Origin of the sequence: Sporosarcina sp. HYO08, assembly GCF_001563475.1 — a bacterium.
Classification (GTDB): Bacteria; Bacillota; Bacilli; order Bacillales_A; family Planococcaceae; genus Sporosarcina.
On record NZ_LPUT01000012.1, the window covers coordinates 149,894 to 176,862 of the forward strand.

The 26,969-nt window shown below is 42.6% G+C and carries 19 protein-coding genes, 1 pseudogene and 1 riboswitch; of the genes and pseudogenes, 16 read left to right on the top strand and 4 right to left on the bottom strand.

Translation table 11 applies throughout. The annotated features are described in order from the left end of the window. Positions 1 to 18 precede the first annotated feature (18 nt). From AU377_RS05225 to AU377_RS05260, 8 genes are all read left to right on the top strand, one after another. Positions 19 to 1,284, top strand: coding sequence for a serpin family protein (locus AU377_RS05225; RefSeq protein WP_067405212.1), 1,266 nt, complete (start codon positions 19 to 21; stop codon positions 1,282 to 1,284). A gap of 149 nt (positions 1,285 to 1,433) precedes the next feature. Next, positions 1,434 to 2,597, top strand: a complete 1,164-nt coding sequence (locus AU377_RS05230) for an aminotransferase class I/II-fold pyridoxal phosphate-dependent enzyme (protein WP_067406061.1) — start codon at positions 1,434 to 1,436, stop codon at positions 2,595 to 2,597. A gap of 89 nt (positions 2,598 to 2,686) precedes the next feature. Beyond that, positions 2,687 to 4,432 carry an ABC transporter ATP-binding protein gene (locus tag AU377_RS05235; protein WP_067405214.1) on the top strand — a complete coding sequence of 582 codons (1,746 nt, stop codon included), beginning with the start codon at positions 2,687 to 2,689 and terminating at the stop codon, positions 4,430 to 4,432. A gap of 457 nt (positions 4,433 to 4,889) precedes the next feature. Continuing rightward, positions 4,890 to 6,032, top strand: coding sequence for a branched-chain amino acid ABC transporter substrate-binding protein (locus AU377_RS05240; protein WP_067405217.1), 1,143 nt, complete (start codon positions 4,890 to 4,892; stop codon positions 6,030 to 6,032). 150 nt (positions 6,033 to 6,182) lie between these two features. Continuing rightward, on the top strand, positions 6,183 to 7,088 hold the full coding sequence (locus AU377_RS05245) for a branched-chain amino acid ABC transporter permease (RefSeq protein ID WP_067405220.1): 906 nt from the start codon (positions 6,183 to 6,185) through the stop codon (positions 7,086 to 7,088). 48 nt (positions 7,089 to 7,136) lie between these two features. Then, a complete protein-coding gene (locus AU377_RS05250) occupies positions 7,137 to 8,084 on the top strand; it encodes a branched-chain amino acid ABC transporter permease (RefSeq protein WP_253724406.1) in 948 nt (315 codons plus the stop codon). 118 nt (positions 8,085 to 8,202) lie between these two features. Then, entirely contained in the window at positions 8,203 to 8,973 is a 771-nt protein-coding gene (locus tag AU377_RS05255) for an ABC transporter ATP-binding protein (protein WP_067405226.1), read from the top strand. Next, positions 8,970 to 9,689 carry an ABC transporter ATP-binding protein gene (locus tag AU377_RS05260; protein WP_067405229.1) on the top strand — a complete coding sequence of 240 codons (720 nt, stop codon included), beginning with the start codon at positions 8,970 to 8,972 and terminating at the stop codon, positions 9,687 to 9,689. The genes AU377_RS05255 and AU377_RS05260 overlap by 4 nt, the downstream gene beginning before the upstream one ends. A gap of 148 nt (positions 9,690 to 9,837) precedes the next feature. Here the strand turns inward: AU377_RS05260 and AU377_RS05265 are convergent, their stop codons facing one another. After that, complete coding sequence (locus AU377_RS05265; RefSeq protein ID WP_256381694.1) at positions 9,838 to 11,160, bottom strand: acetylornithine deacetylase; 1,323 nt, start codon at positions 11,158 to 11,160, stop codon at positions 9,838 to 9,840. A 77-nt stretch (positions 11,161 to 11,237) separates the two neighbouring features. Beyond that, a riboswitch (TPP riboswitch) is annotated at positions 11,238 to 11,338 on the bottom strand. Between the two features lie 204 nt (positions 11,339 to 11,542). On the opposite strand from AU377_RS05265, the gene AU377_RS05270 reads away from it, so the two are divergent. Both AU377_RS05270 and AU377_RS05275 read left to right on the top strand, forming a co-directional pair. Continuing rightward, positions 11,543 to 12,112 (top strand): TetR/AcrR family transcriptional regulator, encoded by a 570-nt coding sequence (locus AU377_RS05270; RefSeq protein WP_067405231.1) that lies wholly within the window; start codon positions 11,543 to 11,545, stop codon positions 12,110 to 12,112. 68 nt (positions 12,113 to 12,180) lie between these two features. Then, complete coding sequence (locus AU377_RS05275; RefSeq protein WP_253724391.1) at positions 12,181 to 14,382, top strand: YhgE/Pip domain-containing protein; 2,202 nt, start codon at positions 12,181 to 12,183, stop codon at positions 14,380 to 14,382. Positions 14,383 to 14,428: 46 nt separating this feature from the next. Here the strand turns inward: AU377_RS05275 and AU377_RS05280 are convergent, their stop codons facing one another. Both AU377_RS05280 and AU377_RS05285 read right to left on the bottom strand, forming a co-directional pair. Continuing rightward, entirely contained in the window at positions 14,429 to 15,310 is an 882-nt protein-coding gene (locus AU377_RS05280) for an SDR family oxidoreductase (RefSeq protein WP_067405234.1), read from the bottom strand. Between the two features lie 119 nt (positions 15,311 to 15,429). Next, a pseudogene (locus AU377_RS05285) lies at positions 15,430 to 16,745 on the bottom strand (short-chain fatty acid transporter). Between the two features lie 186 nt (positions 16,746 to 16,931). Between AU377_RS05285 and AU377_RS05290 the strand changes: the two are divergent. The 3 genes from AU377_RS05290 (at position 16,932) to AU377_RS05300 (ending at position 20,527) form a co-directional block, all read left to right on the top strand. After that, complete coding sequence (locus tag AU377_RS05290; RefSeq protein WP_067406070.1) at positions 16,932 to 19,091, top strand: beta-propeller domain-containing protein; 2,160 nt, start codon at positions 16,932 to 16,934, stop codon at positions 19,089 to 19,091. A gap of 218 nt (positions 19,092 to 19,309) precedes the next feature. Further along, entirely contained in the window at positions 19,310 to 20,056 is a 747-nt protein-coding gene (locus tag AU377_RS05295; protein ID WP_067405236.1) for a threonine/serine exporter family protein, read from the top strand. An 18-nt stretch (positions 20,057 to 20,074) separates the two neighbouring features. Continuing rightward, positions 20,075 to 20,527 carry a threonine/serine exporter family protein gene (locus AU377_RS05300; protein ID WP_067405239.1) on the top strand — a complete coding sequence of 151 codons (453 nt, stop codon included), beginning with the start codon at positions 20,075 to 20,077 and terminating at the stop codon, positions 20,525 to 20,527. Between the two features lie 24 nt (positions 20,528 to 20,551). On the opposite strand, the gene AU377_RS05305 is transcribed toward AU377_RS05300, so the two are convergent. Continuing rightward, the gene (locus tag AU377_RS05305; protein ID WP_067405242.1) at positions 20,552 to 22,216 is read right to left on the bottom strand and encodes a GGDEF domain-containing phosphodiesterase; all 1,665 of its coding nucleotides are present in this window, start codon (positions 22,214 to 22,216) and stop codon (positions 20,552 to 20,554) included. Between the two features lie 138 nt (positions 22,217 to 22,354). Here AU377_RS05305 and AU377_RS05310 point away from each other — a divergent pair, with 138 nt between their 5' ends. The 3 genes from AU377_RS05310 to AU377_RS05320 all read left to right on the top strand — a co-directional run bounded on the left by AU377_RS05310 (position 22,355) and on the right by AU377_RS05320 (position 26,963). Further along, on the top strand, positions 22,355 to 23,284 hold the full coding sequence (locus AU377_RS05310) for a DMT family transporter (RefSeq protein WP_067405243.1): 930 nt from the start codon (positions 22,355 to 22,357) through the stop codon (positions 23,282 to 23,284). A gap of 135 nt (positions 23,285 to 23,419) precedes the next feature. Then, entirely contained in the window at positions 23,420 to 25,147 is a 1,728-nt protein-coding gene (locus tag AU377_RS05315) for an ABC transporter ATP-binding protein (protein ID WP_067405246.1), read from the top strand. Further along, positions 25,140 to 26,963, top strand: a complete 1,824-nt coding sequence (locus AU377_RS05320; RefSeq protein ID WP_067405249.1) for an ABC transporter ATP-binding protein — start codon at positions 25,140 to 25,142, stop codon at positions 26,961 to 26,963. The genes AU377_RS05315 and AU377_RS05320 overlap by 8 nt, the downstream gene beginning before the upstream one ends. Positions 26,964 to 26,969: the final 6 nt, after the last annotated feature.

Sequence of the window (26,969 nt, forward strand, 5' to 3'; positions counted from 1 at the left end):
TGAAGAAGGAGGTCGAGGATGAAGAAAAAAATGATGCGTTTTCTTATCGTAATCGCCAGTCTGCTGCTATTCGTCACCGCATGCGGAACAGACGTTGATGATTCAAGCGTAAATGAACAAAAGAAAAATAATACTAGTTTCGCTCAAGATGACTACAAAGAAATTACAAATTCAAACAATGAACTTGCATTCAAACTGCTAAAAGAAGTTGAAAAAGATGAACAGGGCAATGTCTTCATTTCACCAACTAGTCTATTTATGGCACTGTCTATGGTTTACAACGGAGCGGATGGCGAAACGAAAAAAGAAATTGCAGAAATACTTCAAGTGAGCGGCATCGAAGTAGATGATTTAAATAAGGCAAACGCCTCACTACTAGCAATGCTCACAAAAGAGTCAGAGAGAATTACAGTGGACATCGCCAATTCCGTTTGGATCAACGATGAATTTCATTTTCAACAAGAATTTGAAAAGGACGTCAGTGACTTTTATCAAGCCGAAATGAAAGAATTTAATCCTATGGATGAACAGGCAGCGAAAACGATTAATGGGTGGGTGGAAAAAGAAACACAGGAAAAGATTAAGGAGATTGTAGAAAATCCGCTTAATCCTGATTTGGTCATGATGTTGTTAAACGCCATCTATTTCAATGGGGAATGGACGTATGAATTTGACAAGAATCTAACTGAAATCCGTGAATTCTTTTTGTCTGACGGAACGACGACCCAAATCCCTTTTATGAACAGAAGAGAAAATTTCTTGTATATGGAAAATGACGACTTCCAGGCAGTGTCACTTCCATATGGGGATGGGGAAATGAGTATGAAAGTATTTTTGCCGAAAGAAGGCAAAAGTTTAACAGACTTTGAAAATGCGCTTTCCAACGAGCAATGGCGGGAATGGGATAAACAATTTAGCCAGCAGGAAGGCATTGTGAACATGCCGAAATTTAAAATGGAATATGAAATAGAACTGAATAGCGTGTTACAAAAGCTCGGAATGCCAACTGCCTTTACGGAAAAAGCAGAGTTCCCAAAATTAATTCAAGAAGATGCACCCCTGATGATTGATAAGGTAAAGCAAAAGACATTTATTGATGTGCATGAAAAAGGTACGGAATCGGCAGCTGTGACATCAGTAGAAGTCGTCTTAACTTCTGCGCCGGCAGATGAATTTTATATGGACATCAATCGGCCATTCTTTTTTATGATTACAGATGACGAAGCGGAAGCGATTCTGTTCATGGGCAGCGTTTCAAATCCGAAAGAGCTTGGGGATTCCTAAGCTCTTTTTCTTTAGGACCATTTTGTTATCCGTCTCAATGTGTTGTAATTCTCTGAATTAATAATATAAATAAATTGGGCAGAAAAGTGTGATAACATATTTCTCAAAACAGATTAGGGGAGCACGATCTTATGAAACTTGAAACGCCAATTAAAATAAAGCCTTCCGCGCGCATGTCTATCTTTTCCGAAGCAATTTTTGGTGATTTAAAGGCTGCTGCTGCGAAAAAACAAGCAACGGGCATTGAGCTGATCGATTTGAGTCTTGGCAGTCCGGATTTGCCGCCGGATGAAAAAGTGCGGAAAGTATTATCTGATGAAAGTGCATTGGCAACAACATATGGCTACACGCTTGGCGGGACAAAGCGTTTTAACGAAGCAGTTGCCAATTATTATAAACGGCGTTCCGGTGTCGACATTAACCCGGAGACCGAAGTCATCCAGACGATGGGTTCACAGGAAGGGCTCGTTCATTTACCGCTTGCATTTTGTGATGAAGGCGACATTGTACTTACGACGGATCCCGCTTATGTCGCATACGAAGCTGGCATTAAACTAGCAGGAGCTGTACCGTACTACATGCCGCTTCGTGAAGAAAATGGATTTTTGCCAGATTTACGAGCCATTCCTGAGGAAGTTGCAGAAAAAGCAAAGCTGCTTATTTTGAACTTGCCTGGGAATCCAGTACCCGCGCTTCCAAGTGCTTCGTTCTTTGATGAAGTCGTCGCTTTTGCGCAGAAATACAACATTATTGTATTGCATGATGCAGCTTATTCGGAATACTATTTCACAGGAGACGCACCGATTAGTTTTCTAGCTACAGAAGGCGCTATAGATGTAGGTGTAGAAATTAATTCATTGTCGAAAAGCTTTAGCCTGGCCGGGGCGCGTATTGCCTATATTGTTGGAAATGCTGAAGTCGTCAGCATCATGAAACAGTTAAAATCGAATTTGGATTACGGAACATTTGGACCGATTCAGGAAGCGGCGGCTGTAGCATTAGACAATGCCGAAGAAATTACAGATCGACTTAGAAAAGAATTTTCTAAACGTCATCAAGTGTTAATGAATGGAATGAAAGAAATCGGCTGGTCAGCCACACCGTCAAATGGCGGTATGTTCGTCTGGGCAAAATATCCGTATGACATGGGGGACATCGATTTCGTTTACGAAATCATTGAACAATGCGGAGTCGTCATGGTGCCGGGCAGTATTTTTGGTTCGGGCGGAGAAGGGTATGTACGCTTAGCGCTCGTTCAATCGGTGGACGAGCTGCAGCGAGCAATTGAGCGGTTAAAAAACTTGTCTATTTAATATAAAAAAGCTAGGAAGGTGATCCACATCTTCCTAGCTTTTTTGGTGTATACTGGAACTTTGAAATGATTCGATTGGAGTTATGCACAATGGACAAGAAACAAACAGGATTAAAACCATTTTTCTCACTTATTTTATCCACAAACATTCCCAAACTCGCTTTAGCTATAGGCTTAACAGCAAGCGTGCTCACGACACTGGCAGGTCTTGTCGTTCCGTTGTTAACAAAAAATCTTGTGGATGGTTTTTCTGTTTCCAAGTTAAGTGTCCCACTTATGATCGGAATCGGTGCAGCATTTATCGTGCAAGCAGTCATTAACGGGATTTCGATTTATTTACTCAGTTATGTCGGTCAAAAAGTCGTTGCCAGACTACGTGATCGGATGTGGATAAAACTTATTCGTTTACCGGTAAGTCATTTTGATTCCGAATCGAGCGGTGAGACGGTGAGTCGTGTCGTCAATGACACGGGCATCGTTCGAGAACTGATTTCCCAACATTTTCCGCAATTCATTACAGGAATTATATCAATTCTTGGAGCAGTCACGATCCTTCTGATAATGGATTGGAAAATGACGCTAATTATGCTCATATCTGTTCCAGTTACAGTTGCTGTGATGATTCCTTTAGGGCGACGAATGGCGAAGATTTCAAGAGGGTTGCAAGATGAAACGGCTGTTTTTACAGGGCAGATTCAACAAACGCTTGGTGAAATTCGCTTGATGAAGGCTTCTACTGCTGAACGCAATGAGGAAGAAAAGGGAATGGCAGGTATTCAAAAACTGCTTGGATACGGATTGAAGGAAGCGCGGATTACCGCATTGATTGCACCGTTGATGTATTTAGTTGTAATGATTGTAATCGTTATGATTATTGGGTACGGCGGCATGCGTGTTGCGAATGGCACGATGTCCACAGGAGCACTCGTTGCGTTTTTACTATACTTATTCCAAATTATTTTCCCGATTACATCATTTGCGATGTTTTTCACACAGCTTCAAAAAGCAAAAGGGGCGACAGAGCGCATTATCGATATTTTAGAGCTGCCGTTGGAAGAAGGGCAGGACGGTTTGGATATCGATATTGCCAATCAGCCAATTTATGTGAAGGACGTTTCTTTTACTTATGATGAAGAGGAACCAGTGCTTCAACATATTTCTTTCGAAGCTCAGCCGGGTGAAATGATTGCTTTCGCAGGTCCGAGCGGTGGCGGAAAAACGACGATGTTTGGCTTGTTGGAGCGGTTCTATGAACCATCAACAGGAGAAATTTGTATAGGAGACACACCAATTCACAAATTGTCGACAACTTCTTGGCGCAGCCAAATTGGATATGTGCCGCAGGAAAGCGCCATGATGGCGGGAACGATCCGTGAAAATCTTTGCTACGGTCTGGAGAATGCGGCGGATATTTCGGATGAACAGCTTTGGAAGGTAACAGAAATGGCGTATGCAGATCAATTCATCAAATCCTTTACCAACGGTTTAGATACGGAAGTAGGGGAGCGGGGCGTCAAGTTATCGGGCGGGCAAAGGCAAAGAATTGCCATTGCACGAGCGTTTTTGCGCGATCCGAAAATTTTAATGATGGACGAAGCAACTGCGAGCTTGGATAGCCAGTCCGAAGGCGTCGTTCAAGAAGCGCTCACACGATTGATGGAAGGCCGCACAACATTTGTCATTGCCCACAGACTATCCACAATCGTCGATGCAGATAAAATTATCTTCATTGAAAAAGGAAAAGTAACAGGGATCGGAACACATCAGGAGCTCATTCAATCCCATAACCTGTACCGTGAGTTTGCCGAACAGCAATTGGCAGGGGATAATTTATAAAAAGTACCCATTTGGTGCCAGGCACCCACACAAATTGGAAACTATTCTGATAACCTTTAAAAGGAGCGCTAAGTCACACGATTAGCGCTCTTTTTAGTTACTCTGGGGATTTTTCGTAGTTAATGAGTCCTAATCTTTCTTTCTTCTATCTATATGAAGCCTCACTTATAAATTTGTCAAAAACTATATACATTATAAAATCATTCTGATAACATGTTATAATAGTTGGATAATACTGACTATTTAGTTAAATTTAATGAATTAATATAAATTTTTGATTCGAACGATGGGTTCGTGAATGATCGCCATTTGAGATGTGGGTATTAAGTAGCTTTTTGGGCTGCTTCTTTCCAATATTAAAAAGGGGGTGGAGAAGGACGTTACCGGAAACTTTATAGATCAGAGGTAAGAAAAGAACAAGCTTCAATTCTATTAACTTATAACAGGGGGAATTCAATTGAAAAAGTACTCAGCTTTTGCAATCGGTTTACTACTGCTTTTCTCCATACTATTAAGTGCTTGTTCCGACGGAGAGAGTTCTGAAAAGAAAAGTAATGACGATGACATTTCGGTAGGCGTCCTTCTTCCTGTCACAGGAAATAATGCGACGGACGGTAAAGACATGTTAAACGCAATGAATATGGCGGTCGAGAAAGTGAATGATGCTGGCGGTGTTTTAGGGAAGAAAATAAAGTTAGAAGTTGCCGATGATGCATGTGATCCACAAACTGCGACAACTGCAGCAAACAAGCTAGTTTCCCAGGGAGTTATTGCGGTTGTAGGTGGCTACTGTTCAGGTGCTACATTGCCTGCGACGGGTGTTTTCCATAATGCAAATATCCCGATGATTGTCGCCGCGGCAAATTCATCTGAACTACCTGAACAAGGCTATGAAAGTTTGTTTTTAATAAATGGACTTGTGCCTGACCAGGCAAAAACGGGTACAGATTATTTTGAAGAGCAGGGCGGTAAAAATATCGCGATTATTCATGACAACTCCGCTTATGCGAAAAATTTAGCTGACTTTGCCAAAGGCTATGTTGAAGAAAACGGTGGAAAAGTTGTTGCATTCGAGGCGATCAATCCAGAAGAAAAGGATTTCGGATCATTGATGACAAAATTGAAAGCGCTTAATCCTGATGGTACGTACTTTACCGGCTATTATGCCGCAGGTGGTTTGATGGTTAAGCAATTCAAAGAAAAAGGTGTGTCTGGCTCGTTCATGGTCGGTGATGGAAGCTATTCACCGGACATCATCGACATAGCTGGAGCGGAAAACGCAGAAGGTTTACTAGTGACAGCAACACCGACGGCAAACTTTATCCCGGGTGCAGAAGAGTTTGTTGAGGAATATAAAGGAAAATATAACCTGTCACCTGGTCCGTTTTCAGCTTTGTCATTCAATGGGATGAACTTATTGGTAGATGCATTGGAGAGAGCTGATACTACAGAAGCTGATGCGCTCATAAAAGCTTTGAAGGAGACGGAGAATTTCGAGGCAATTGGACAAGTCATTGAATTCAATGACACGAACTCACTAAACCAATCGAATTTCCATGTGATGAAAGTTGAGAATGGGGACTTCGTGCTAGAAAAATAGATTTGTTAGGCCGTCGGAGTTATTCGGTTTTGGGGAATAAGCGAATAGTTCCGACGGCTTCCCGTCTTTGGGAAAATGACTGAGAAACTTCACTCAAGTAATAATAGGCATCAAAACTACGAAAAAAGCACAGAAATGAGTGATCAATGAATGGGGATTTTTTTACAAATATTAATTGATGGGCTTGTGATCGGTGCATTTTACAGTTTAATCGCCTTAGGCTATACGATGGTGTACGGAATTATTAAGCTGTTGAACTTTGCACATGGTGACTTGTATATGATCGGTGCGTTCATAGGATTTACTTTACTGTCATTTATTACAGGAGATGGCGGTCTGAATACAAGTGTATTAGGAATTGGGATGATTTTTGTCATTACAATGATCCTTGTCGGATTTGTAGGAATGGGAGTAGAAAGGATTGCTTATCGTCCGTTGCTCTTGGCCCCAAGGTTGTCCATTCTGATAACCGCGCTAGGCGTTTCTTTATCACTTCAGTACACGTCTATGAACGTTTGGGGTGCTTCTTACAAAGTATATCCGATTAGTTTACCTAAAAATGGGTTTGAGATCATCGGTGCTCACATTTCCTATTCCCAAATCGGAATGATTTTACTCTCCGCCTTGCTCATGTTGGGACTCCGATTATTTATCGATAAAACCATTTATGGAAAAGCAATGCGCGCGATTGCGTTGGATCAAACCGCATGTAGTTTAATGGGCATAAACGTGTATAGGATCATTTCACTCACCTTTTTTATCGGTGCATTTCTAGCAGCCGGAGCTGGGATCATGTCTGGAATCTATTATGGTACGGTCAATTTTATGATGGGTTTCATTATCGGATTAAAAGCTTTTACGGCAGCTGTATTAGGCGGTATTGGAAACATTACAGGGGCAATGCTTGGTGGATTTGTCTTAGGCATTTTAGAAGCGTATGGTACTTTTTACTTAGGCGGATCTTGGAAAGACGTCTTGGCATTCGGGATACTCATTTTATTTTTAGTATTTAAGCCGACAGGAATATTAGGGGCGAAGGAAATGGAGAGGATGTAGATGATAAGAAAATATAAAAAACAGTCACTTTTACTACTCACCCTCATTATGTTCATACTTCCATTCTTTCTTAATATCTACTGGTTAGATGTTTTTACCTTTGTTCTTTTTTATGTTGTGTTGGCCCAGGGGTTGAATATAGTTGTTGGATACACGGGGTTGTTGGATTTGGGATATGCCGCATTTTTTGCTGTCGGTGCTTATACGACTGCAATCTTGATGACGACTTTCCAGTGGTCGTTCTGGTCGACTCTCCCAGTTGCCTTTCTACTTGCAATTATTTCAGGCATCATCATCGGCACACCAACGCTTCGGCTTAGAAGTGACTATTTAGCGATCGTAACACTGGGTTTCGGAGAAATTGTTAGAATCGTTGTGACGAATCTTAATATTACAGGCTCGGCTTCGGGGATTTATGGGATTCCAAGACCTTCCATCGGCGGCTACGTCATATCGACGCAAAAAGATTTTTATTATTTAATTTTGATCTTCGCGATCCTGTCCGTTCTCATCGTCTATCGGTTGGGTCATTCAAGAATTGGCCGTGCATGGATTTATATTCGCGAAGATGAGGATGCTGCGGAAGCAATGGGGATCAACCGGATCCGTCTGAAATTATTATCATACGCTTCTGGTGCTGTCATCGGCAGTTTTGCAGGTTCCGTTTTTGCGGTTAAAATGACAGCGATTGCGCCACTCAGTTTTAGTTTCCTGCAATCTGTCATGATCTTACTCGCAGTTGTACTAGGTGGTCTCGGCAGTATTTCGGGGGTTGTTGTCGGGGCGGCTTTAGTCATCATACTTCCGGAGCTTTTACGGGGGGCAGACGATTGGCGTTATTTAATATTTGGGGTGGCACTTGTTGCAATGATGGTGTTCCGTCCACAAGGCATATGGCCGCCGCAATATGAAACGGAAGACGAGGATCCTAATGACGAGACAGAAGACTTGGATGGATCGAATACGAAAGCGCCTGAAGAAAGCCCATCACTATAAGGTAATTCCCAAATACGATGGGGTGAAAATTCGACAGACTTGTTACTTCGAAATAAATGGAACTGCTCAATAGATTACAAATCTATCAATAATCTGCGACAGAGTGGGGGGGAATTCAATGTCTATATTAACGGTCACTAATTTAAGCCTTCAATTCGGGGGATTGAAAGCTGTCAACGATTTATCATTTTCTGTAGAAAGGAATAGCATTTCAAGTATCATCGGACCAAACGGCGCAGGGAAAACTTCAGTTTTTAATATGATTACAGGTTTTTATCGTCCGACAAGCGGAGGAATCGAACTGGATGGTACGAGTCTTATCAATAAAAAACCAAGTCATATCACTACATTAGGAATGGCGCGTACATTTCAGAATCTGCGGCTGTTTCCTAATTTGTCCGTACTCGATAATGTGAAATCCGGCATGCATTGCCGGACAAAACAAGCAGTATTTGGCGCATTATTCCGCACAAAGGCGCAAAAAGAAGAAGAAAGATTAATAGAAGAAGTGGCGAATGAGTGTATCGATTTTGTCGGCATCCGTAAGTTTAGGATGAGAGCGGCAAAAAACTTGCCATACGGTCAACAACGATATTTAGAAATTGCGCGTGCATTGGCATCAAAGCCGAAAATCATTTTACTCGACGAACCGGCCGCTGGATTAAATTTTGCAGAAAAACAATACTTAATTGAGCTGATTCGGCGGATTCGCGATGAGTACAATATTACTGTTTTAATGATCGAGCATGATATGGCACTGATCAAGCAAATTTCAGAACATATTACCGTCATCGATTATGGTGAAAAGATTGCCGAAGGAACGCCGACCGAAGTGCTGAACAATGAAAGGGTCATTGAGGCATACTTAGGGAAGGAGGAAGTCGTGTGAAGCCGCCGTTATTGAAACTGACGAATGTCAATTCCTATTACGGGAAAATTCGTGCATTGAATAATGTTAACTTGGAAATAAACGAAGGGGAAATTGTTACATTACTTGGCAGTAACGGTGCAGGAAAGAGCACAACACTTAAAACGATATCCGGCATCATAAAACCAAAATCTGGGGAAATCGAATGGAATGGACAAAACCTCGTGAATGTTCCACCGCATAGAATTGTCGAATCCGGCATTATTCATGTTCCGGAAGGAAGGCGGATTTTTGGTGGACTTACTATTACAGAGAATCTTGAGTTAGGAGCTTACACGTTTAGAAAGAACAAAAAGTGGATAAAAGAAGGAATTGAACGCGCGTTTGATCTATTTCCGCGATTAAAAGAACGTTCCAAACAAATTGCTGGCACGTTAAGTGGAGGCGAACAGCAAATGCTTGCGATTAGCCGCGGTCTCATGGGTAATCCAAAGCTGCTCATGCTAGATGAACCATCGATGGGACTGGCACCGATCATCGTTCAGGAAATCATGCATAATATCCAGGAAATCAATAAGCAAGGGACAACGATCTTATTGATTGAGCAAAATGCAAAAGCTGCACTGCGCTTAGCGAATAGGGGTTATTTAATTGAAATTGGAAATATTATTATGCATGATTCAGCCGAAGTATTGCGGGAAGATGATCGGATCATTCGAGCTTATTTAGGGGCATGATGCACTCTTGACTTGTCCTCTAGACATGTCGCGTACAATATTTAAACTACATAACCCGTAGTAAGGCTCTTTCGCCTTACTACGGGTTATTTTGGGCCTTTAACTATATTTGTCAAGTCCATTAACAGCCGTAGGGGAATGCCAACAACTATACTAAACTCTTCCCAAGAGTTCCTTTAACTGTAACTTCACCTTGAGACACTTTCCTTGTATTACACCACTCATAAATAAAACGAATCATCACTTTTGTAAAATCAACCAACTGTACAATCTGTACTTTTTCATTTACCGCATGTGCATTTTGTAAATCACCGGGACCGTAAATGACCGTTGGGATTCCTGCTTCCCCGAGCCATCCGCCGTCTGTAACAGTAGGAGAATAGTCAACAATCGCAGGAGCGTTCAATTGGGATTCGTGACAGCGTGACAATGCTTTTACACCGGGCGATTCTGGGTTGATCTCCAGAGACGGAAAAATTTCTCCCTTGTCCTCGATCATTGATGATCCCCCCCATTCAAAAGTTGGCGGATGATCACATAACCAAGGATCACTTTCTGCAACTTTGCGTAAATGGGTTTCAATTTCCTTGGCAACTTGCTCATGTGTTTCGTCTGGATAAAAATGAACCGTAATCCACAATCGGCATTCATCTGCGATAAAAGCGGGGTGCCTTCCGCCTTCAATAACGGCAGGGTTTATAGTAGAAGAGCCGGCTGGGAAACCGGGATAACTTTTAACAACTGCCCAATGACGTTCCAATTCTTGTAAACCTGCAATCATCTTCATCATCTTTTCAATGGCGCTTGCACCATGGAGTCCGCCGCCCGCGTGAATCATGCTTCTTCGCGTTGCATCGTGGTGAGTTGTCGGACTTTTAATCGTCACCCAACCAGTAATGACGCCACCTTGTCCTTGAATACGAAGGTCGGATGTATCGACAACGACTGCGAAATCCGCAGTGTACCCCCGTTTGGTACATTCAAGCGTTCCGGCTTCGCCTACTTCCTCGCCAATAACGGATTGGAAAATCAAATCACCAGAAATGTTAAGATTCGCCTCTTTTAATAATTGAATCGCAAAGAGGGAAGCGGCCAGTCCACCCTTCATATCTGCTGCACCGCGTCCAATCAAATGCCCCTCTTGAATAATCGGCTCAAAAGGATCGGTATCCCATTGTTCGTTTTCATCGATTTCAGCGACATCAACATGTCCGTTAATAATTAAGCTATTATGCTGTTTAGGATCTGTTCCTCTTAAAGTGCCGACGATGTTTGGATCATTTGGATACACGTCCCATTGGTCTATTGAAAAATCTAGTTTCTTTAAAAAGTTTGCGATGAAATCCTGTGCTTCTTTCGTATTTCGCGCCGGTGGACTGGGTGTTTTATATTGAATAAGCGTCATTGCAAGGTCGACTAATTCCTTTTGTCGTTCTTCTACTTGCATCAATAATTGTTCAATAGATGTCACAAAAATAGCCCCCTTTTAAGTAAATAAAAAACCACTTCACACAAACGGGAAGTGGTTAAATACATGTTAAATTGCCTAGGCAAACATCATCACTTCCCTACGCTAGTATTACCTAGGTCAGGTTATTAGGGTTGAGAATAGATTCTCTCTCAGCTTGGAAGCACCCCTAGCGTAAATTGTTAATTTAAATGAATCTATTTCAACCTTCGCATAGAAAGACGTTTGAGTCAATATTCAAATAAATGAGATTACCTATATGTTAGCCATAGTTAATATTTTTTCATTCTAAACTTGCCAAAATCCAAAATGGGATTTATAATGACTGAGTGACCAGAAATGATTTTTAGTCATACGGAAAATTGATTAAGAGCGAGGTGTAGAATTGGATCGCAGACAAGAAATTTTAGAAGCAGCGGCAAAATCGTTTTCTCTTTTCGGCTACAAAGCAACGACGATGGATCAAGTCGCCAAAATTGCGAATGTCGGTAAAGGAACGATTTATACGTTTTTTGCTAATAAAGAAGAACTGTTTCATGCCATTGTACTAAAGATGATTGAAGAAATGCGTGCGGCGGCGGATGCAGCTTTCGTAGAAGGCGCGTCATTTCAACAAAACGCGCATGCCAGGCTCATGCAAATGCTCAAATTCCGTGAAACGCATCAATTATATGCAAAGCTGATCGACGAAGAAAAAGCATTGCGAACACCTGCAGTAAGCGAGGTGCTCCAAACGATAGAAAAAGAGGCGGTCTCTTACATTCAGGAAAAGATTGAAAAGGCGATCGCTAAAGGGGAATTGAAGCCCTGTGACGCGGAGCTTGTTGCTTATCTATTATTTAAGTCATATCTTGCACTTGTCGTAGATTGGGGAAAAAATCACGGAACAGAACTTGACGAAGAACGAATTGTGGCTTTAATCAGTGATACGATTTTTAAAAGTCTTGTAATATGAGACTCTTTTTTTACACAAAAGTGACCGATTGAAAGAAATGGTCAACCAGTTCTAGGAGGAGTGAAAGAATGAAAAAAACAATGACAGGGGCGGAATGGAAACAACTATTTCGATCCAGAAAACTGATGGTTCCCATGATCGCCATCCTATTTATCCCGGTGTTGTACGCGGGAATGTTTTTATGGGCTTTTTGGGATCCATACGCGAATATGAAAGACTTGCCAGTGGCAATTGTGAATTTGGATAAAGGGGCAGAAATGGAAGGGGAGCAGCTTGCGCTCGGAAAAGACTTGACTGATAAATTAATGGACAGTAAGCAGTTCGATTTTAAAGAAGTCACCAAATCAAAAGCAGAAAAAGGTCTAGCCAAACAAGACTATTATGTCGTCATCGAAATTCCGGAAAACTTTTCGGAACACGCAACAACGTTATTAGATCCTGACCCGCAAAAGTTGATGATCGTTTATAAACCAAACGAAGGATTCAACTTCTTATCAGCACAAATTGGTGAAACGGCGATGGACCGCATCCGTGCAGAAGTAAATGAACAAGTTACCTCTACGTATGCCGAGAAACTTTTTGACTCCATCGTGAAAATGGGAGATGGCTTCGGTGAAGCTGCGGACGGTGCTGGCAAATTGCATAATGGCGCTGTTCAATTAGCAGGCGGAGCAAATGAGCTGAAAGGTTATTTAGAAACGTTAGCAAGCAGCACAATTACGCTTGCAGATGGCTCGCAGAAGTTAGCGCAAGGGGCAAGTGAAGCAGGGAATGGCGCAAGCAAATTAAATAAAGGATTGGATACACTTGCTACAGGTTCAAAAGAACTTGTTGCAGGCGCCCAAAAAGCGTCGGACGGTGCTGCTAGCCTACAAGAAGGAATTGTTAGCTATACAGAAGGCGTTGGCCAGTTAACGGCAAGCTATGGACAAATTGCACAAAAAGAAAAAGAATTGAATATGGCGATGAGCACGTTGAATGACAAGTCGAAACAACTCAATGGGGCTGCGGGGCAATTAGCGGGAGCCGCCGGAAATATTGCACAAGGGATCGACGGTTTATCCACACAGCTAGAAGCAGTCATGGCAGGTCTGCCTGAGGAACAGCAAACTGCCCTTCGAACGACACTTGCGCAATTAAAACAAGGAAGCGCTGGGTTAGCAGGCGGCATGCAAGAATTAGCCGCGGGTACTGCGTCGCTTGCGAATGGAACCGCAGGGCTAAATGATGCATCTGGCGGACTTGCGACTGCACATGGGCAAGTATTGGCCGGCTTGGAAAAATTAAATGGTTCTTCCGCAGAATTGAAAAATGGCGCGAATGCACTCGCGGCAGGCAACGCCACGTTATCTTCAAGTCTTGTACAATTTTCCGAAGGCGTCCAATCCGCCCAAAAAGGTTCGGCAGATTTGGCTTCAGGGCTCGCGGCTTTAACGGAAGGGACAGGATCTATGAAGGCGGGAACATCTACCCTTGCTTCAAAATCTAAAGAACTGGCATCCGGTTCTGCCTCATTGGTGAATGGCATAGCTGAACTTGACAAAGGCACAGTAACTTTACAAGAAAAATTAGCCGAAGCGAATAAAGCCGCAAGCGAAGTGCATCCATCCAGCAAGACGTACGAGATGATGGCCGCTCCGGTCAATGTGGATCAGGAAGGCATTAACCACGTGCCAAACTACGGAACAGGCTTTGCACCATACTTTTTGTCACTTGGCCTATTTGTGGGCGCTTTACTGCTTTCCATCGTTTTCCCGCTGGTCGAGCCCGCGGTAAAACCAACAGGCGCATTCAGATGGTTCTTTAGTAAAGTTTCTGTATTGGCGACCGTAGGCCTATTGCAAGCACTCATCGCGGTTGGCATTGTGAAATATGGATTAGGGATGGAAGTGGTGAATACACCGCTGTTTATCTTAACAGCCATCATTACGAGCTATACATTTATTGCCCTTGTGCAAATGCTCGTTTCTCTATTTAGCGATGCGGGACGTTTTGTCGCCATTCTCGTCCTTATTTTGCAGTTAACGACAAGTGCAGGGACATTCCCGCTCGAATTAATCCCAGCACCGCTACAAATTTTCAATAAGTTTTTACCGATGACGTATTCTGTTCAAGCATTTAAAGTGTCTATTTCCACAGGCGACTTTTCATTCCTGTGGATGAATAACGGCGTGCTCATTGGATTTATGGTTGCCTGCCTTATGATGACAGTTGGCTACTTTGCATTGATGTTCAAAAAAAGATATTCAAGAGAAGAAGTAGTAGCTTAATGAAAAAAATCCTCCTAATGCGATTGTTCACATTAGGAGGATTTTTTTAGGAGCCTACAAAATCACCGCCGTCAACATGGATTGTTTGACCCGTCATATAACTGGAATCGTTTGAGGCCAAAAATACATAGGCAGGTGCATTTTCTGCCGGTTGACCGCGGCGCTGAACCGGTGTATCAGCGCCATGTTGTTCGACTTTCTTTGCATCAAAAGTAGCGGGGATGAGCGGCGTCCAAATAGGGCCTGGCGCCACCGCATTGACACGAATCCCTTGTGTTGCCAAGTTCAATGCAAGTGACCGAGTAAAAGATGTAATGGCGCCTTTTGTCGCCGAATAATCGATTAAATCTTTTGATCCATTGTAGGCGGTAACAGACGATGTATTAATAATTGTATCGCCTTTTTTCATATGTTTTAGCGCAGCCTTTGATAGATAAAATAACCCAAAGAAGTTAGTGTCGAATGTTTCACGAAGCTGATCGCCTGAAATCGCTGAAATATCTTTCTGCGGAAACTGTTTACCTGCGTTGTTGACCAAGATATTTAAACTGCCAAACGATTGAACGACATCGCTGATTAACTGCTCGCATTGCTCTTCTTCACTAATATCCGTACGTATTTTTAATGCCTTCCCACCGTACTGTTCAATAAGCTTTACTGTCTCATCGGCATCCATATCTTCTCGTTCATCCAAGTAAGCGATGGCGACGTTCGCGCCTTCTTTCGCAAACGCGACGGCAACGGCTCTGCCAATGCCGCTGTCTCCACCTGTGATTAAAGCATTTTTGCCTTTTAACTTACCCGAGCCTTTATAATTTTCATCATCATAAATTGGCGCAGGTTTCATTTCGGCTTCTATACCAGGCTGTTTATTTTGCGTTTGAGCGGGAATGTTTTGATCTAGCTCTTGATAGTGATCTTTTGTCATTATACTCCCTCCTTTGTAGGGAGTCATTCCCTATCAAAAGAGGAGTTAAACAAGGAGTCGAAAATGTCGAACGCCCCTTTTGAAAGGGGCGTGGAAAATTGTCATAATTGTAATCTCTTTTAGAAGAAAAACAACCCAACACTAATAATAACTCCGCTCAACAATAGAACAAATAAACAATATCCCATAATATCCTTCGCCCGGAGTCCCGCAATCGCAAGCGCCGGCAAAGCCCAGAACGGCTGAATCATATTGGTCCACGCATCGCCCCAAGCGATTGCCATCGCAGTCTTGGATAAGCTCACACCAAGCGATTGCGCGGATTCCAGCATAATTGGTCCTTGTACAGCCCATTGACCGCCACCCGATGGAACGAAGAAATTAACGAGGCCGGCAGCGAAAAACGTAAAGAGTGGGAACGTCGATGCCGTCGAAATATTGGCGAACCATTCGGACATGATACCTGCCAGTCCCGATGCCACCATCATGCCCATGATGCCTGCGTAAAATGGAAATTGGAAAATAACGCCGCCCGCTGTTTTAACCGCTGTTGCGATCGCCGCAAGAAATTGTTTCGGCGTCCCATGAAAAATGATCCCCAGGATAAAGAAGATGAAATTGACGATATTTAAGTTCAAATCAAAGCCTTTTGTAAAGAAATGGTTGAACAAGTAAATAAGTCCAAGTAAACCGATCAGCATGGAAAGGAGCACACTATTTTCGAGTCGGTCCGCCGGCGTTAATACACCTTGTTTTCCGTAGCCTTGACTTCTTCTTCTAACAACTTCGGGTCAATGATAAATGTGTCTTCTCGTTTTGGCATCATGAAACGATTCAAAAGAGGCACTGTAATCAAAAGCGCAATGACAATAATTAAGTTATAAGTTGAAAAAATCGTTTCTGACGTAGGGACGACGCCCATGACGTCTGCAAATGGATGATCCGCCGTCGCAATTGAGAGTGGAATAGAACCCGAAAGTCCACCGTGAAAAACGATAAAGCCGGAGTACGCACTGGCTATTAATAGCCGGTAATCTACCGTTGTTACTTTACGCGCAATTTCTTTTGCAAAGAGAGCTCCGATGACAAGACCAAATCCCCAGTTAATCCAGCACGCAATTAATGAGACAAATGTAACGAGTAAAATGGCAGAGCCAGGTGATTTGGCTAAGCCAGCGAGAGTACTGAGGAGTCTTTTGAAGACCGGACTAATGGCAAGTACATATCCAGCGACAAGGATGATGACCATTTGCATCGTAAACGCTAAAAGACCCCAAAAACCATCTCCCCAATGCACAACCATATCCAGAGGGCTGGAATCGGTTAGCAGCACGCCAAGTGAAAATACAAGCAGCGTTAATATAGCAACGAATACATATGGATCGGGCAAATAGCGTTCCATCAGTGTATTTGACCATCTTGTTAACGTTTTCATGGATTGAATCTCCTTCTTTTTAAAATGTTAAAATCTCATATTTCCCCATTCTATTCATTCTCCCGTTAGGTTTCAAGTCTATCAGCTATAAAAATGAGTTTGAAAGTATTTTATCAAATTGTGAAACGAAAACGAAAGGTAATAGTCTAATCCAATAACAAGGAGAGATGGAAAGGATTGGTGAATGTGAGAAAACCTTTCATATGGGGAGTCAGCGCCGTCATCTTGACGGGGATTGCGCTTTCATTTGTTTTTTTCATGGAGAAGGTGACGGTGACGGCTTCTGAAATTGCGTTAGTTGACCAAGGTTGGCGTGCGAGTTTTTCATCGCCCATTAAAAAAGAAGCGATCGGGACGAGTGCACTTGTTGTTAAAGACCTTAAAGGAAAAGAAGTAGATGCGAAAATAACGTTAAGCAACGACAATCTTACAGTACACGTAAAAGGGCTGGTACCCGGTGAATATCAGCTGCATGTAAAGAAAAATGCGCTTAGCCGAAAATCATTGCATGAATTGCCGCTTCAAGCAATCCGATTTCAGGTACAAGAAACGGTCGAACCCGTATCGTCTGAAAAAGAACTAACTGCCTATTTTGAACGTGTACTGTCACAGCAAAAACAATTACAGAAAGGTACAGCGTATTCGACCAACGAATCGGCCAGGGAAGACCAAAGCAGTGCCGACATATCCGAAGATGCAACGGCAAATCATTCAACGACGAACAATCAGGTCGAAGGGGTCGATGAAGCAGATATCGTGAAGACCGATGGGAGTTTTATTTATGCTGCGATGGGGGATGGGACTGTAACGATTACAGATATTCGAGACCCGCAGGAGATGAAGCGGACATCTACCATTAAAATGGATGAAAAATTTATCCCAACACAACTATTCCTGCATAAAGGGCTGCTCGTCGTTATAGGTGATCGCTATGAACCATACGAAAATGTCACTACCGAAGATCAATTGCGCATCATGCCTGTTAGTGGGATGACGGTCGTACAAATGTATGATATAGCAAATCCCGAAAAGCCCACGTTCGTACGTGAAGTAGGAGCGGAAGGATACTTGAGCGGTACGCGGAAAACAGGGGAAATGCTTTACTTTGTGACGACTGTACAACCTCCTATCTGGATGATGGAAAAAATCGAAGGGGAGGCGCTTCGCCCGCGGATTTACGATTCTAACGCTAAAGAAACGACAGAATGGATGGATTACGAAGACATTGCTGTTTTGCCGGGAGCAATGGAACTAACCTATTCAATTATTACAGCGGTCGATTTAACTTCACCTGCCGAGTCAAAGGTAGTAACGAAGGGATATCTTGGTGGCAGCGGGCAGCTTTATATGTCTAAAGACAACTTGTACTTAACCGCAACAATTTACGACGACAGTCCGTCTCCTGCTAAAAGTGATGCCGAGATCATGATTTGGAATCCAGGTATTATGAATAGCGAGATTTTCAAGTTTTCATTGCACAAAACAGAAGTTGTATTCCAAAATTCAGCACTCTTAAGAGGCCACGTACTCAATCAGTTTTCTATGGACGAATACAACGGTAACTTCCGAGTCGTCACGACAGAAGGCAATATGTGGGATGAGAAAAATCCTTCAAAAAACCATCTGTTTATTTTAAATGAAAAGATGACGGTCGTTGGATCGATTGAAGGGCTTGCAAAGGGAGAGCGTATTTACTCCGCGCGTTTCATGGGGGATAAGGCATACATGGTCACTTTTCGTGAGACAGATCCGTTATTTGTCATAGATGTAGCGAAGCCGACAGCCCCCAAAGTTCTAGGGGAGCTCAAAATACCCGGTTTCAGCAACTACCTACACCCGCTTGATGAAAACCATCTAATTGGCTTCGGCTATGAAACGACCGCTGAGAAAGTTATCGGCAGCAATGAACCGCGTATTTTAACGCAAGGTATGAAGATTTCCTTATTCGATGTAACAGATTTTGCAAATCCAAAAGAAAAAGACACTGAAATAATTGGTGGAAGAGGTACGTATTCACCGATTCAATACGATCATAAGGCATTGCTGCGACATCAAGAACGTCACTTGTTTGGTTTCCCAGCAGTCGTTTACGATGAAGTGAAAAAAGATCAATTGGATCTTCAAAGCACTGGTTCATTGGTCTACGAAATAACGTCTGAAAATGGGATCATCTTGAAAGGAGATTTGTTGACAGCAAAAAAGAATGGACAGCAATATGAGGAGTGGGAAAAAGAAATTCGGCGCCTTTTATATAGTAAAGATACACTTTTTACGGTGTCAATGCATGAAGTGAAAAGTTATGATCTCAACACATTTGATTCGATTGGAAGTGTAACGCTAAACTGAGTACAAAAGAAAGAGCTATCCACAAATGGTCAACGTTTGGGATGGCTTTTTTTAATTCACATGTGGACAACGGCTATTTAGGTGTTTTCACCTTGAAAGTCGTAGATTTTGTTAATAAATAAACCCTCAACTGTGCAAAATGGTGATAAGTATGACCATGCTGTGCATTGTACTTTCAAAAAGGCTTCGCTAAAATGATGAGAAAGGTATTTGGGAGGATGGTGACAATGGATAAGGAACTGGCAATTGATTGTTGCTTGCTTGCCGGTCGGTTGATGATGGAAGCCGGGGCTGAGACGTATCGAGTCGAAGATACGATGAAGCGAATGGCGAATTCATTGGAATTGCCTGCTGCACACAGCTTTGTCACACCGACGGGCATTATTTTTTCACCGGGCAGCCCCCACCATACGAAGCTCGTTCAAATTTCAAAACGTTCAACAGATCTTGAAAAAATTGCATTGGTAAATGCAGTTTCACGAAAATTATCCACTGGGCAGTCCGCACTTTCAGAAGCCTATCAAGAACTGTTGCACATTGAAAAGGCAAACGTCATGTTTCCGATGTGGCTGCAGATTTTTTCGGCTGCCATTGCGAGCGGCTGTTTTCTCATCTTATTGGAAGGCAGTTGGAAAGACGTTCCTATGGCTATTCTGGCAGGCGGAACTGGATTTACGGTTGCGGCATTTTTAGATGATTTAACGCGTGTAAAGTTTTTTGCGGAATTCATGGCTTCTTTAGTCATCGCTTTAATTAGTTTCTTTGCCGTATCATTTGGATTTGGGCAGGAGCTAGATAAGATCATTATTGGCTCGGTCATGCCCCTTGTACCAGGATTACTAATTACGAATGCAGTCCGTGATTTAATGGCAGGGCATTTCGTCTCGGGGTTATCAAAGGGGGCGGAAGCTTTTTTAACTTCTTTTGCAATTGGGGCAGGCGTTGCTTTCGTATTATCATTCTAAAGAAAAGAGGTGACGGCTTTGTCATGGTTTGTACAAGCGATCCTTAGTTTTTTAGCGGCATTCGGATTTGGAATCATCTTCAACGCACCTCGTAAAATGTTATTTTACTGTGGTTTTGTTGGCATGTCCGGTTGGCTGGGTTACAAGGTCTTTCATAACATTACAGGTGATGCCGTCCAATCTTCTTTCCTTGGTGCATTTGCCGTAGCGGTTGTTGCACATTTATTTGCAAAACGTTTTCGGACACCGATGATTGTATTTAGTGTGGCGGGAATTATTCCACTTGTACCGGGCGGAATGGCTTATAATGCGATGCGTCATATCGTTGAAAATGATTACCTTTCAGCAATTACATTTGCCTCTGAGGCTTTTATGATTTCGGGTGCCATTGCGATGGGACTCGTTTTTGCAGAAGTGATTATTCAGCTTGCCTTCCGAAAAAGAACGCCGAGGTTTTACACAAAAAACTAGTTCTGTGTAAAATCTGGCGTTTTATTAATATGTTTGATTTGTTAGGTCAATTTGATCAGCCGTAACTGGCATTCCTATATAATAACCTTGCACAGCATCTACACCCATTGAAGTGAGAAGATCGTATTGTTCCTCGGTTTCAACACCCTCTGCGACCACATAAAGTCCCATTGACTTTCCGAAGCGGATCATTCCTTCAACAAGTTGCTTCGTTCTCGGCCGGGTAGATAATGAATGGATAAATTCTTTATCAATTTTTACCTTTGTAAGTGGTAAGTGCTCCATATACCGAAAAGAAGCATAGCCCGTGCCGAAATCGTCAAGGGCAAATTCGATTCCGATTTCCTGAAGCTCTTTCATTTGCCGCTGGATCGAATTTTCCTCTTCTGCCTGGAAGGCGAATTTTTCTGTGATTTCGATTTGGATAAGATTCGCCGGACATCCTGCGGCTGCTAGGATTCCTATCACTTTGTTTTTCATCATATCGTTGCTGAACTCGCGAACGGATGTATTGATTGAAATACCTACATCGTGTTTCTGTTCATGCCAAGAAGCTGCCAAGATCGCGGATTCCTTCAGGACAAATTGACCGATCTCATGAATGAGGCCATTTTCTTCAGCAATCGGGATGAGCTCATCGGGGGATATATAGCCTAGTTCTTCGTCTTCCCATCTGACAAGTGCCTCGTAAAGTGTAATTTTACCAGAAGCAATGTCCCGCTGCGGTTGATAAACGACCTGCAGGTTGTTATCGTTGAGTGCAGTTAACAATTTACGGTCAATCATTGTTTTTCGGTTCAATATTTTATGGGAGGCGGGTGACAAAGATGCAATTTTTCCACCGCCATTTTTCGTTACTTCTTTTGTTGCGGCAACAGCGGCTTTCATCAAATGAACGTAGGAAATCTGATCCTCAGGATATCGAACGATTCCGCCACTCACCGATAATGGAAAAGGGCTGTGATTGATGGAGATAGGTTGCTGTTCCAAAAATTGGAGAAACCCTTGAACGTACCAATCACCAAATGGCGTAATAACGATGAATTCATTGACGCCAATTCTTGCAATAGGATTGTCTTGGAAATATCGTTTCACTCGATTTGAAAAAGCTTGAATCATTTCTATTTCGAAATCAGAAGACTGAAGTTCTTTTAACGTAAAATAATGATCAATCGTGAGGTGGACTAAAGAAAAATGTCGATCTTCGGCAATTGCTTCATCTACTGTTGTTTCGAGTTTATGGCGGCTCATTAGTCCCGTTTCATAATCTATAAATGCGAGTTGCTGCAACTGTTTTCGACGTTCGATGTCTTCAGTCATATCAAGCTCAAGAAAAGTGACAGAAGTTACGCCTTGTTCTTCCACTACATGTGGGATTGCTAATAGACTGACAAAATAAGATTCGCCTGTCCGTGTTAACTTTTCGGCAGCGCCGAACCAAGTTTTCCCATTTGATACGTCAGTCCAAATAGTATGCACAAGTGCACTTTCATCATTTGAGTTAGGAAACATTTGCCAAATCGTTTTATCGAGTACACGTTTTGGCGTCCATTTGCTAATTTCCAAAAAGTTTTTATTTACATCTGTGATGAAGCCATCGCTATCGGTTCGAGTTACCATATAATGTCGTTCTAAGCCTTGTATAATGTCGGGTATCTCTGGCAAGCTTCGGCCTTTTGCCGATCTCATGTCGTAATCCCCTTTCAGAAGAAAGATAGTTCAATTATAATAGATTTTTATGATGTGTACAGTAGAATAATAGCACAGAGTATCAACACTCGGTCGAATTTTCAAATAAAAATTGTTTCATCGATAAGGGGGAGAGAAATGAATCGATTAAAAGGAATTATAATGATTATTTCCGGTGCGGCGCTTTGGGGTGCAACAGGTCCTTTACTAGAATGGCTTCTTAACAATAGTCAAATGTCCATCCCTTTCATATTGATCAGTCGTCTTACCCTTGCTGGCGGGGGGTTGCTTGTTTATTTAAAGTTGAAGAAGAAGCAAATTACGCTTCCGCTCAGGCAAAAAGTATGGCTTCGACAAATTATCATCTTTGGCGTTGTTGGTATGCTCGGTGTTCAGTATGCATTTGTCGCTTCTATTGATACGAGCAATGCCGTCATTGCGACGTTATTCCAATTTCTCGCACCTATCTATATTATTATTTTTGTTTCTTTGCGGCAAAAAAAGAAGCCGCCAACTGTGCAAGTACTTGGCATGTCTGTGACTATTATCGGTTTGTTTTTCCTGCTTACAAACGGCTCTATTTCAGGCTTTGTCTTGAGCAATGAAGCGCTTTTTTGGGGGCTTGTCGTCGGGTTCACATTTGCATTTTATACGCTATATCCTGTTCGGATTATGCAAGAATGGGGTGTCATTTTAACGGTTGGCTGGGCAATGTTAATTGGCGGTCTTACGCTGTTTATAGTCAATAGTTGGACATTCGTGAAAGAAGTTCAATATTTAACGGATCTAAAAATGGCGGGCATGCTCATTTTCATTATCATTGTCGGTACAGTGGCGTTTTTGTTATTCCTTGGCAGCATGAGCTATATTACACCTGTTGAAACAAGTGTTTTATCTAGCTTTGAGCCGCTTACTGCGATGGTCATTTCAGTTCTTTGGTTCGGAGAGCTATTAGGGAAATGGCAGTTAGCGGGCGCGATTATTATGCTTGTTGGCGTTACGTGGCTTTCCATAGCAGGTGGAAAAGCGAAAAAAAAGAACATTGAAAAAGCACCAGATCCGCATTGAGGATGGGTGCTTTTTTAGTTAGTAAATAAGGAATCCATTGACTCGCATGCCTATACACAGTTTCTGCGCTATGGCATAATGGGGACTACTAGTGAGACTATTCGTAAAACGAAGGAGTTTTGAGGTGAGAAGAAATTGAAGACTGTATTTTCCTATGCAAAAAGCTATAAATGGCCGATTATCATTGCATTATTCCTCATGTTTGTCGAACTGACAGTGGAACTCATTCAACCCCTCCTCATTGCAAAAATTATTGATGAAGGAATTGTCACAAGAGATGCACAAGTCGTTTGGACTTGGGGAAGCGTCATGATGGGGCTTGCTTTCATTGCCTTTATTTCTGGTGTCATTAATTCTTTTTTCGCAGCCCATGCGGCACTTGGATTTGCGTACGATCTCAGAAAAGCGTTATTCCAACAAGTACAAGCTTTTTCGATGGCAACATTTTTACGATTCCCAGCTTCGGGACTGATTACTCGTTTAACAAGCGATGTATCGATCGTACAAACCGTTCTTTTTATGGGGCTGCGTATTATGATGCGGGCGCCTCTCCTCGTTATCGGAAGCTTAGTGATGGCTTTTGTAGTGAATGCAAAGCTTGCTGTGTTTCTCATCATTGGCGCCCCTTTTTTAGCGTTTTTCCTTTATTTCATGACGAAAAAAGGGGTCAGTTATTTTTCCCGTGTGCAGAAACGGTTAGATACCGTCAATCGAGTCATCCAAGAAAGCCTTCAAGCGATTCGGCTCATTAAAGCATATTTGCGCGGATCATACGAGGCAAGTCGATTTTCAACTGTATCGAAAGCTTTACGTACAGACACTGTCCTAGCGATGCGCAGAATGGAACTGATATTACCGATTCTTCTTCTCGTCATGAATGGCAGTTTAATGGCTGTTCTTTGGTTTGGGGCGGTAGAGGTGCAAAGTGGGCGGGCGCAAGTTGGTGAACTTGTCGCAATCGTTAATTATGCGATGCGGATGACGGGTGCTTTTTCGATGTTTTCTTTTCTAATTGTGGCATTTTCCCGTGCGAAGGCTTCAGCGGAGCGAATGGAGGAAGTTTTATTAGCAAAGGAATTGGAACAAGACTATGTTGAAAGCTCCAGTATGAAGCGATTGGATGGAGATTTGCGTTTTGAACATGTCTATTTTAATTATCCAGGAAAACCGACTCCTATTCTTGAGGATATTTCGTTTCACATTGCGGCAGGTGAAAAGCTAGCGATTATGGGAGCGACTGGTTCTGGAAAATCGACATTATTAAACTTAATTCCACGCATGTTCGAAGCGACATCTGGCCGAATTACGGTAAGCGGGGTCGATGTGAACGAGTGGACGTTGAAAGATTTACGTGAAATGATCGGCTTCGTTCCGCAACAGTCCATTCTTTTCACCGGCTCTATTTTAGACAATTTGTCATGGGGAGATGTGGAGGCACGTGTAGATGAATTGGAAGAAGCGGCAAAAAAAGCACAGATTCATTCGTCCATTGAAGCATTTCCTTCTCAATATGAGACGCGGGTGGGCCAAAAAGGGGTCAATTTGTCGGGTGGTCAAAAGCAACGGTTATCGATTGCGCGAGCTCTCGTTCGTAAGCCGTCCATTCTCATTTTAGATGATAGTACAAGTGCACTTGACGTGAAAACAGAATCTGCTTTATGGGATGCCCTTCGAGGGGAGGAAGCAACAATGCTCGTTGTGACACAGAAAATTCGAACAGCACAAGGGGCTGATCGTATTCTTTTACTAGATGATGGAAAGGTAGTAGGGTACGGTACGCATGACGAGCTAATGAAACAATCCCCACTCTATCAACAAATCGCCAAATCGCAAATGGAAGAGGGGGGAGAGCGCGTTGTTTAAAACGATTCGTAAACCATTTGGCTATGAGCCGATTTTGACGAAAGAGGATATCCGAGGGCAAACACGCAAGAAAAAAGAACGTGCCAGTGATTGGAAATCTGTACTTTTCCGTATTTGGCAACTCGTCGATGAACAGCGGGGCCTGCTCATTATGGTACTCGCATTCGTCTTCGTAAGTTCGGCACTTACGCTATTAGGTCCGCTATTAATCGGTAAAATCATTGACCATTATATCGTGCCGATGAGATTTGACGGGTTAGTGGGGGCAATCGGGCTGTTAATTGTTATTTATATCGTCTTATCGACAGCTACTTATTTGCAAAACTTCTGGATGGTCGGGATCGCTCAACAAACCATTTATCGTTTACGTACAAACTTATTTGCTCATCTTCAACAATTGCCGATCACATTTTTTGATAAACGGCAGCACGGCGAATTAATGAGCAGAATGACAAATGATATCGAAAATGTAAGTCAGACGTTAAATACGTCTTTCATACAGGTGTTTTCCAGTATCTTGACGTTAACAGGCACGCTTGCCGTTATGCTTTATTTAAGTCCATTATTAACACTTATTACAATGATTATCGTGCCGGTCATGTTTACAGCGATTCGCTGGATTACGAGGCGAACGGGCCTACTCTATAAGGAACAGCAGCAAGCGCTCGGCGAATTAAATGGCATGATTGAAGAGACGATTTCAGGCCAGCGTATTGTGAAAGCTTTTTCACAAGAAGAACGGGTAATGGAAGAGTTCTCTATTAAAAGTGAACGGCTTCGTCAAACGGGGTTTTGGGCATTGACATATTCAGGGTTTATTCCGAAAGTGATGAACTTGTTGAATAACGCTGCTTTTGCGATCGTTGCGGGTGTTGGTGGATTGTTAGTGTTAAAAGGGGACGGATTGGTGACGATTGGTACGATTGTTATTTTTTCAGAACTTGCCCGTCAATTTACCCGTCCTTTGAATGACTTGGCGAACCAGTTGAATACGGTGCTTTCAGCAATTGCAGGTGCCGAACGGGTATTTAAAATGATGGATGAGCCCATTGAGAAAGATGATGCAACGACATATGCGGACCGCAAGTTAATAGGAGATGTCTCATTTAAAGAGGTGTCATTTAGTTATTCGGGGGAAGAGGATCACGATACGATTAAAAACATGTCATTTCACGTCAAGTCAGGTGAAACAGCAGCTTTTGTCGGGGCAACGGGGGCGGGGAAAACAACTGTCATGCAATTGCTAGCTCGTTTTTACGAAGTTGATCAAGGGGTAATTTTAATAGATGGGGTTCCCATCCAAGAACTTCCTCGGCACACATTGCGTAGCCAAATGGCTTTCGTGTTGCAGGATCCGTTTTTATTTGAAGCGGCAGTATTGGAAAACATTCGCTATGGGAAATTAGATGCGACCGATGAGGAAGTCATAGAGGCTGCGAAAAAGGCGAATGCGCATTCCTTCATTACCCGACTTGAAAATGGTTATGATACGGTGCTCACTTTAGATGGCGGCGAATTGTCGCAAGGTCAAAGGCAGCTGCTATCGATTGCACGTGCACTTGTAGCGGATCCAGTCATTCTTTTGCTGGATGAAGCAACAAGCAGTATCGATACCGTAACAGAGCTTGAAATCCAAGAAGCACTTGAGCGGTTAATGAAAGGAAGAACAAGCTTTGTCATCGCGCATCGTTTGAATACGGTTCGTAAAGCAGATATCGTTTTCGTGTTAGATCAAGGAAATCTGATTGAATCGGGCAGTCAGCAGGAGCTGATTGAACGAAAAGGTATCTATTACGATATGTTGAGGCAATCCTGATCGGAA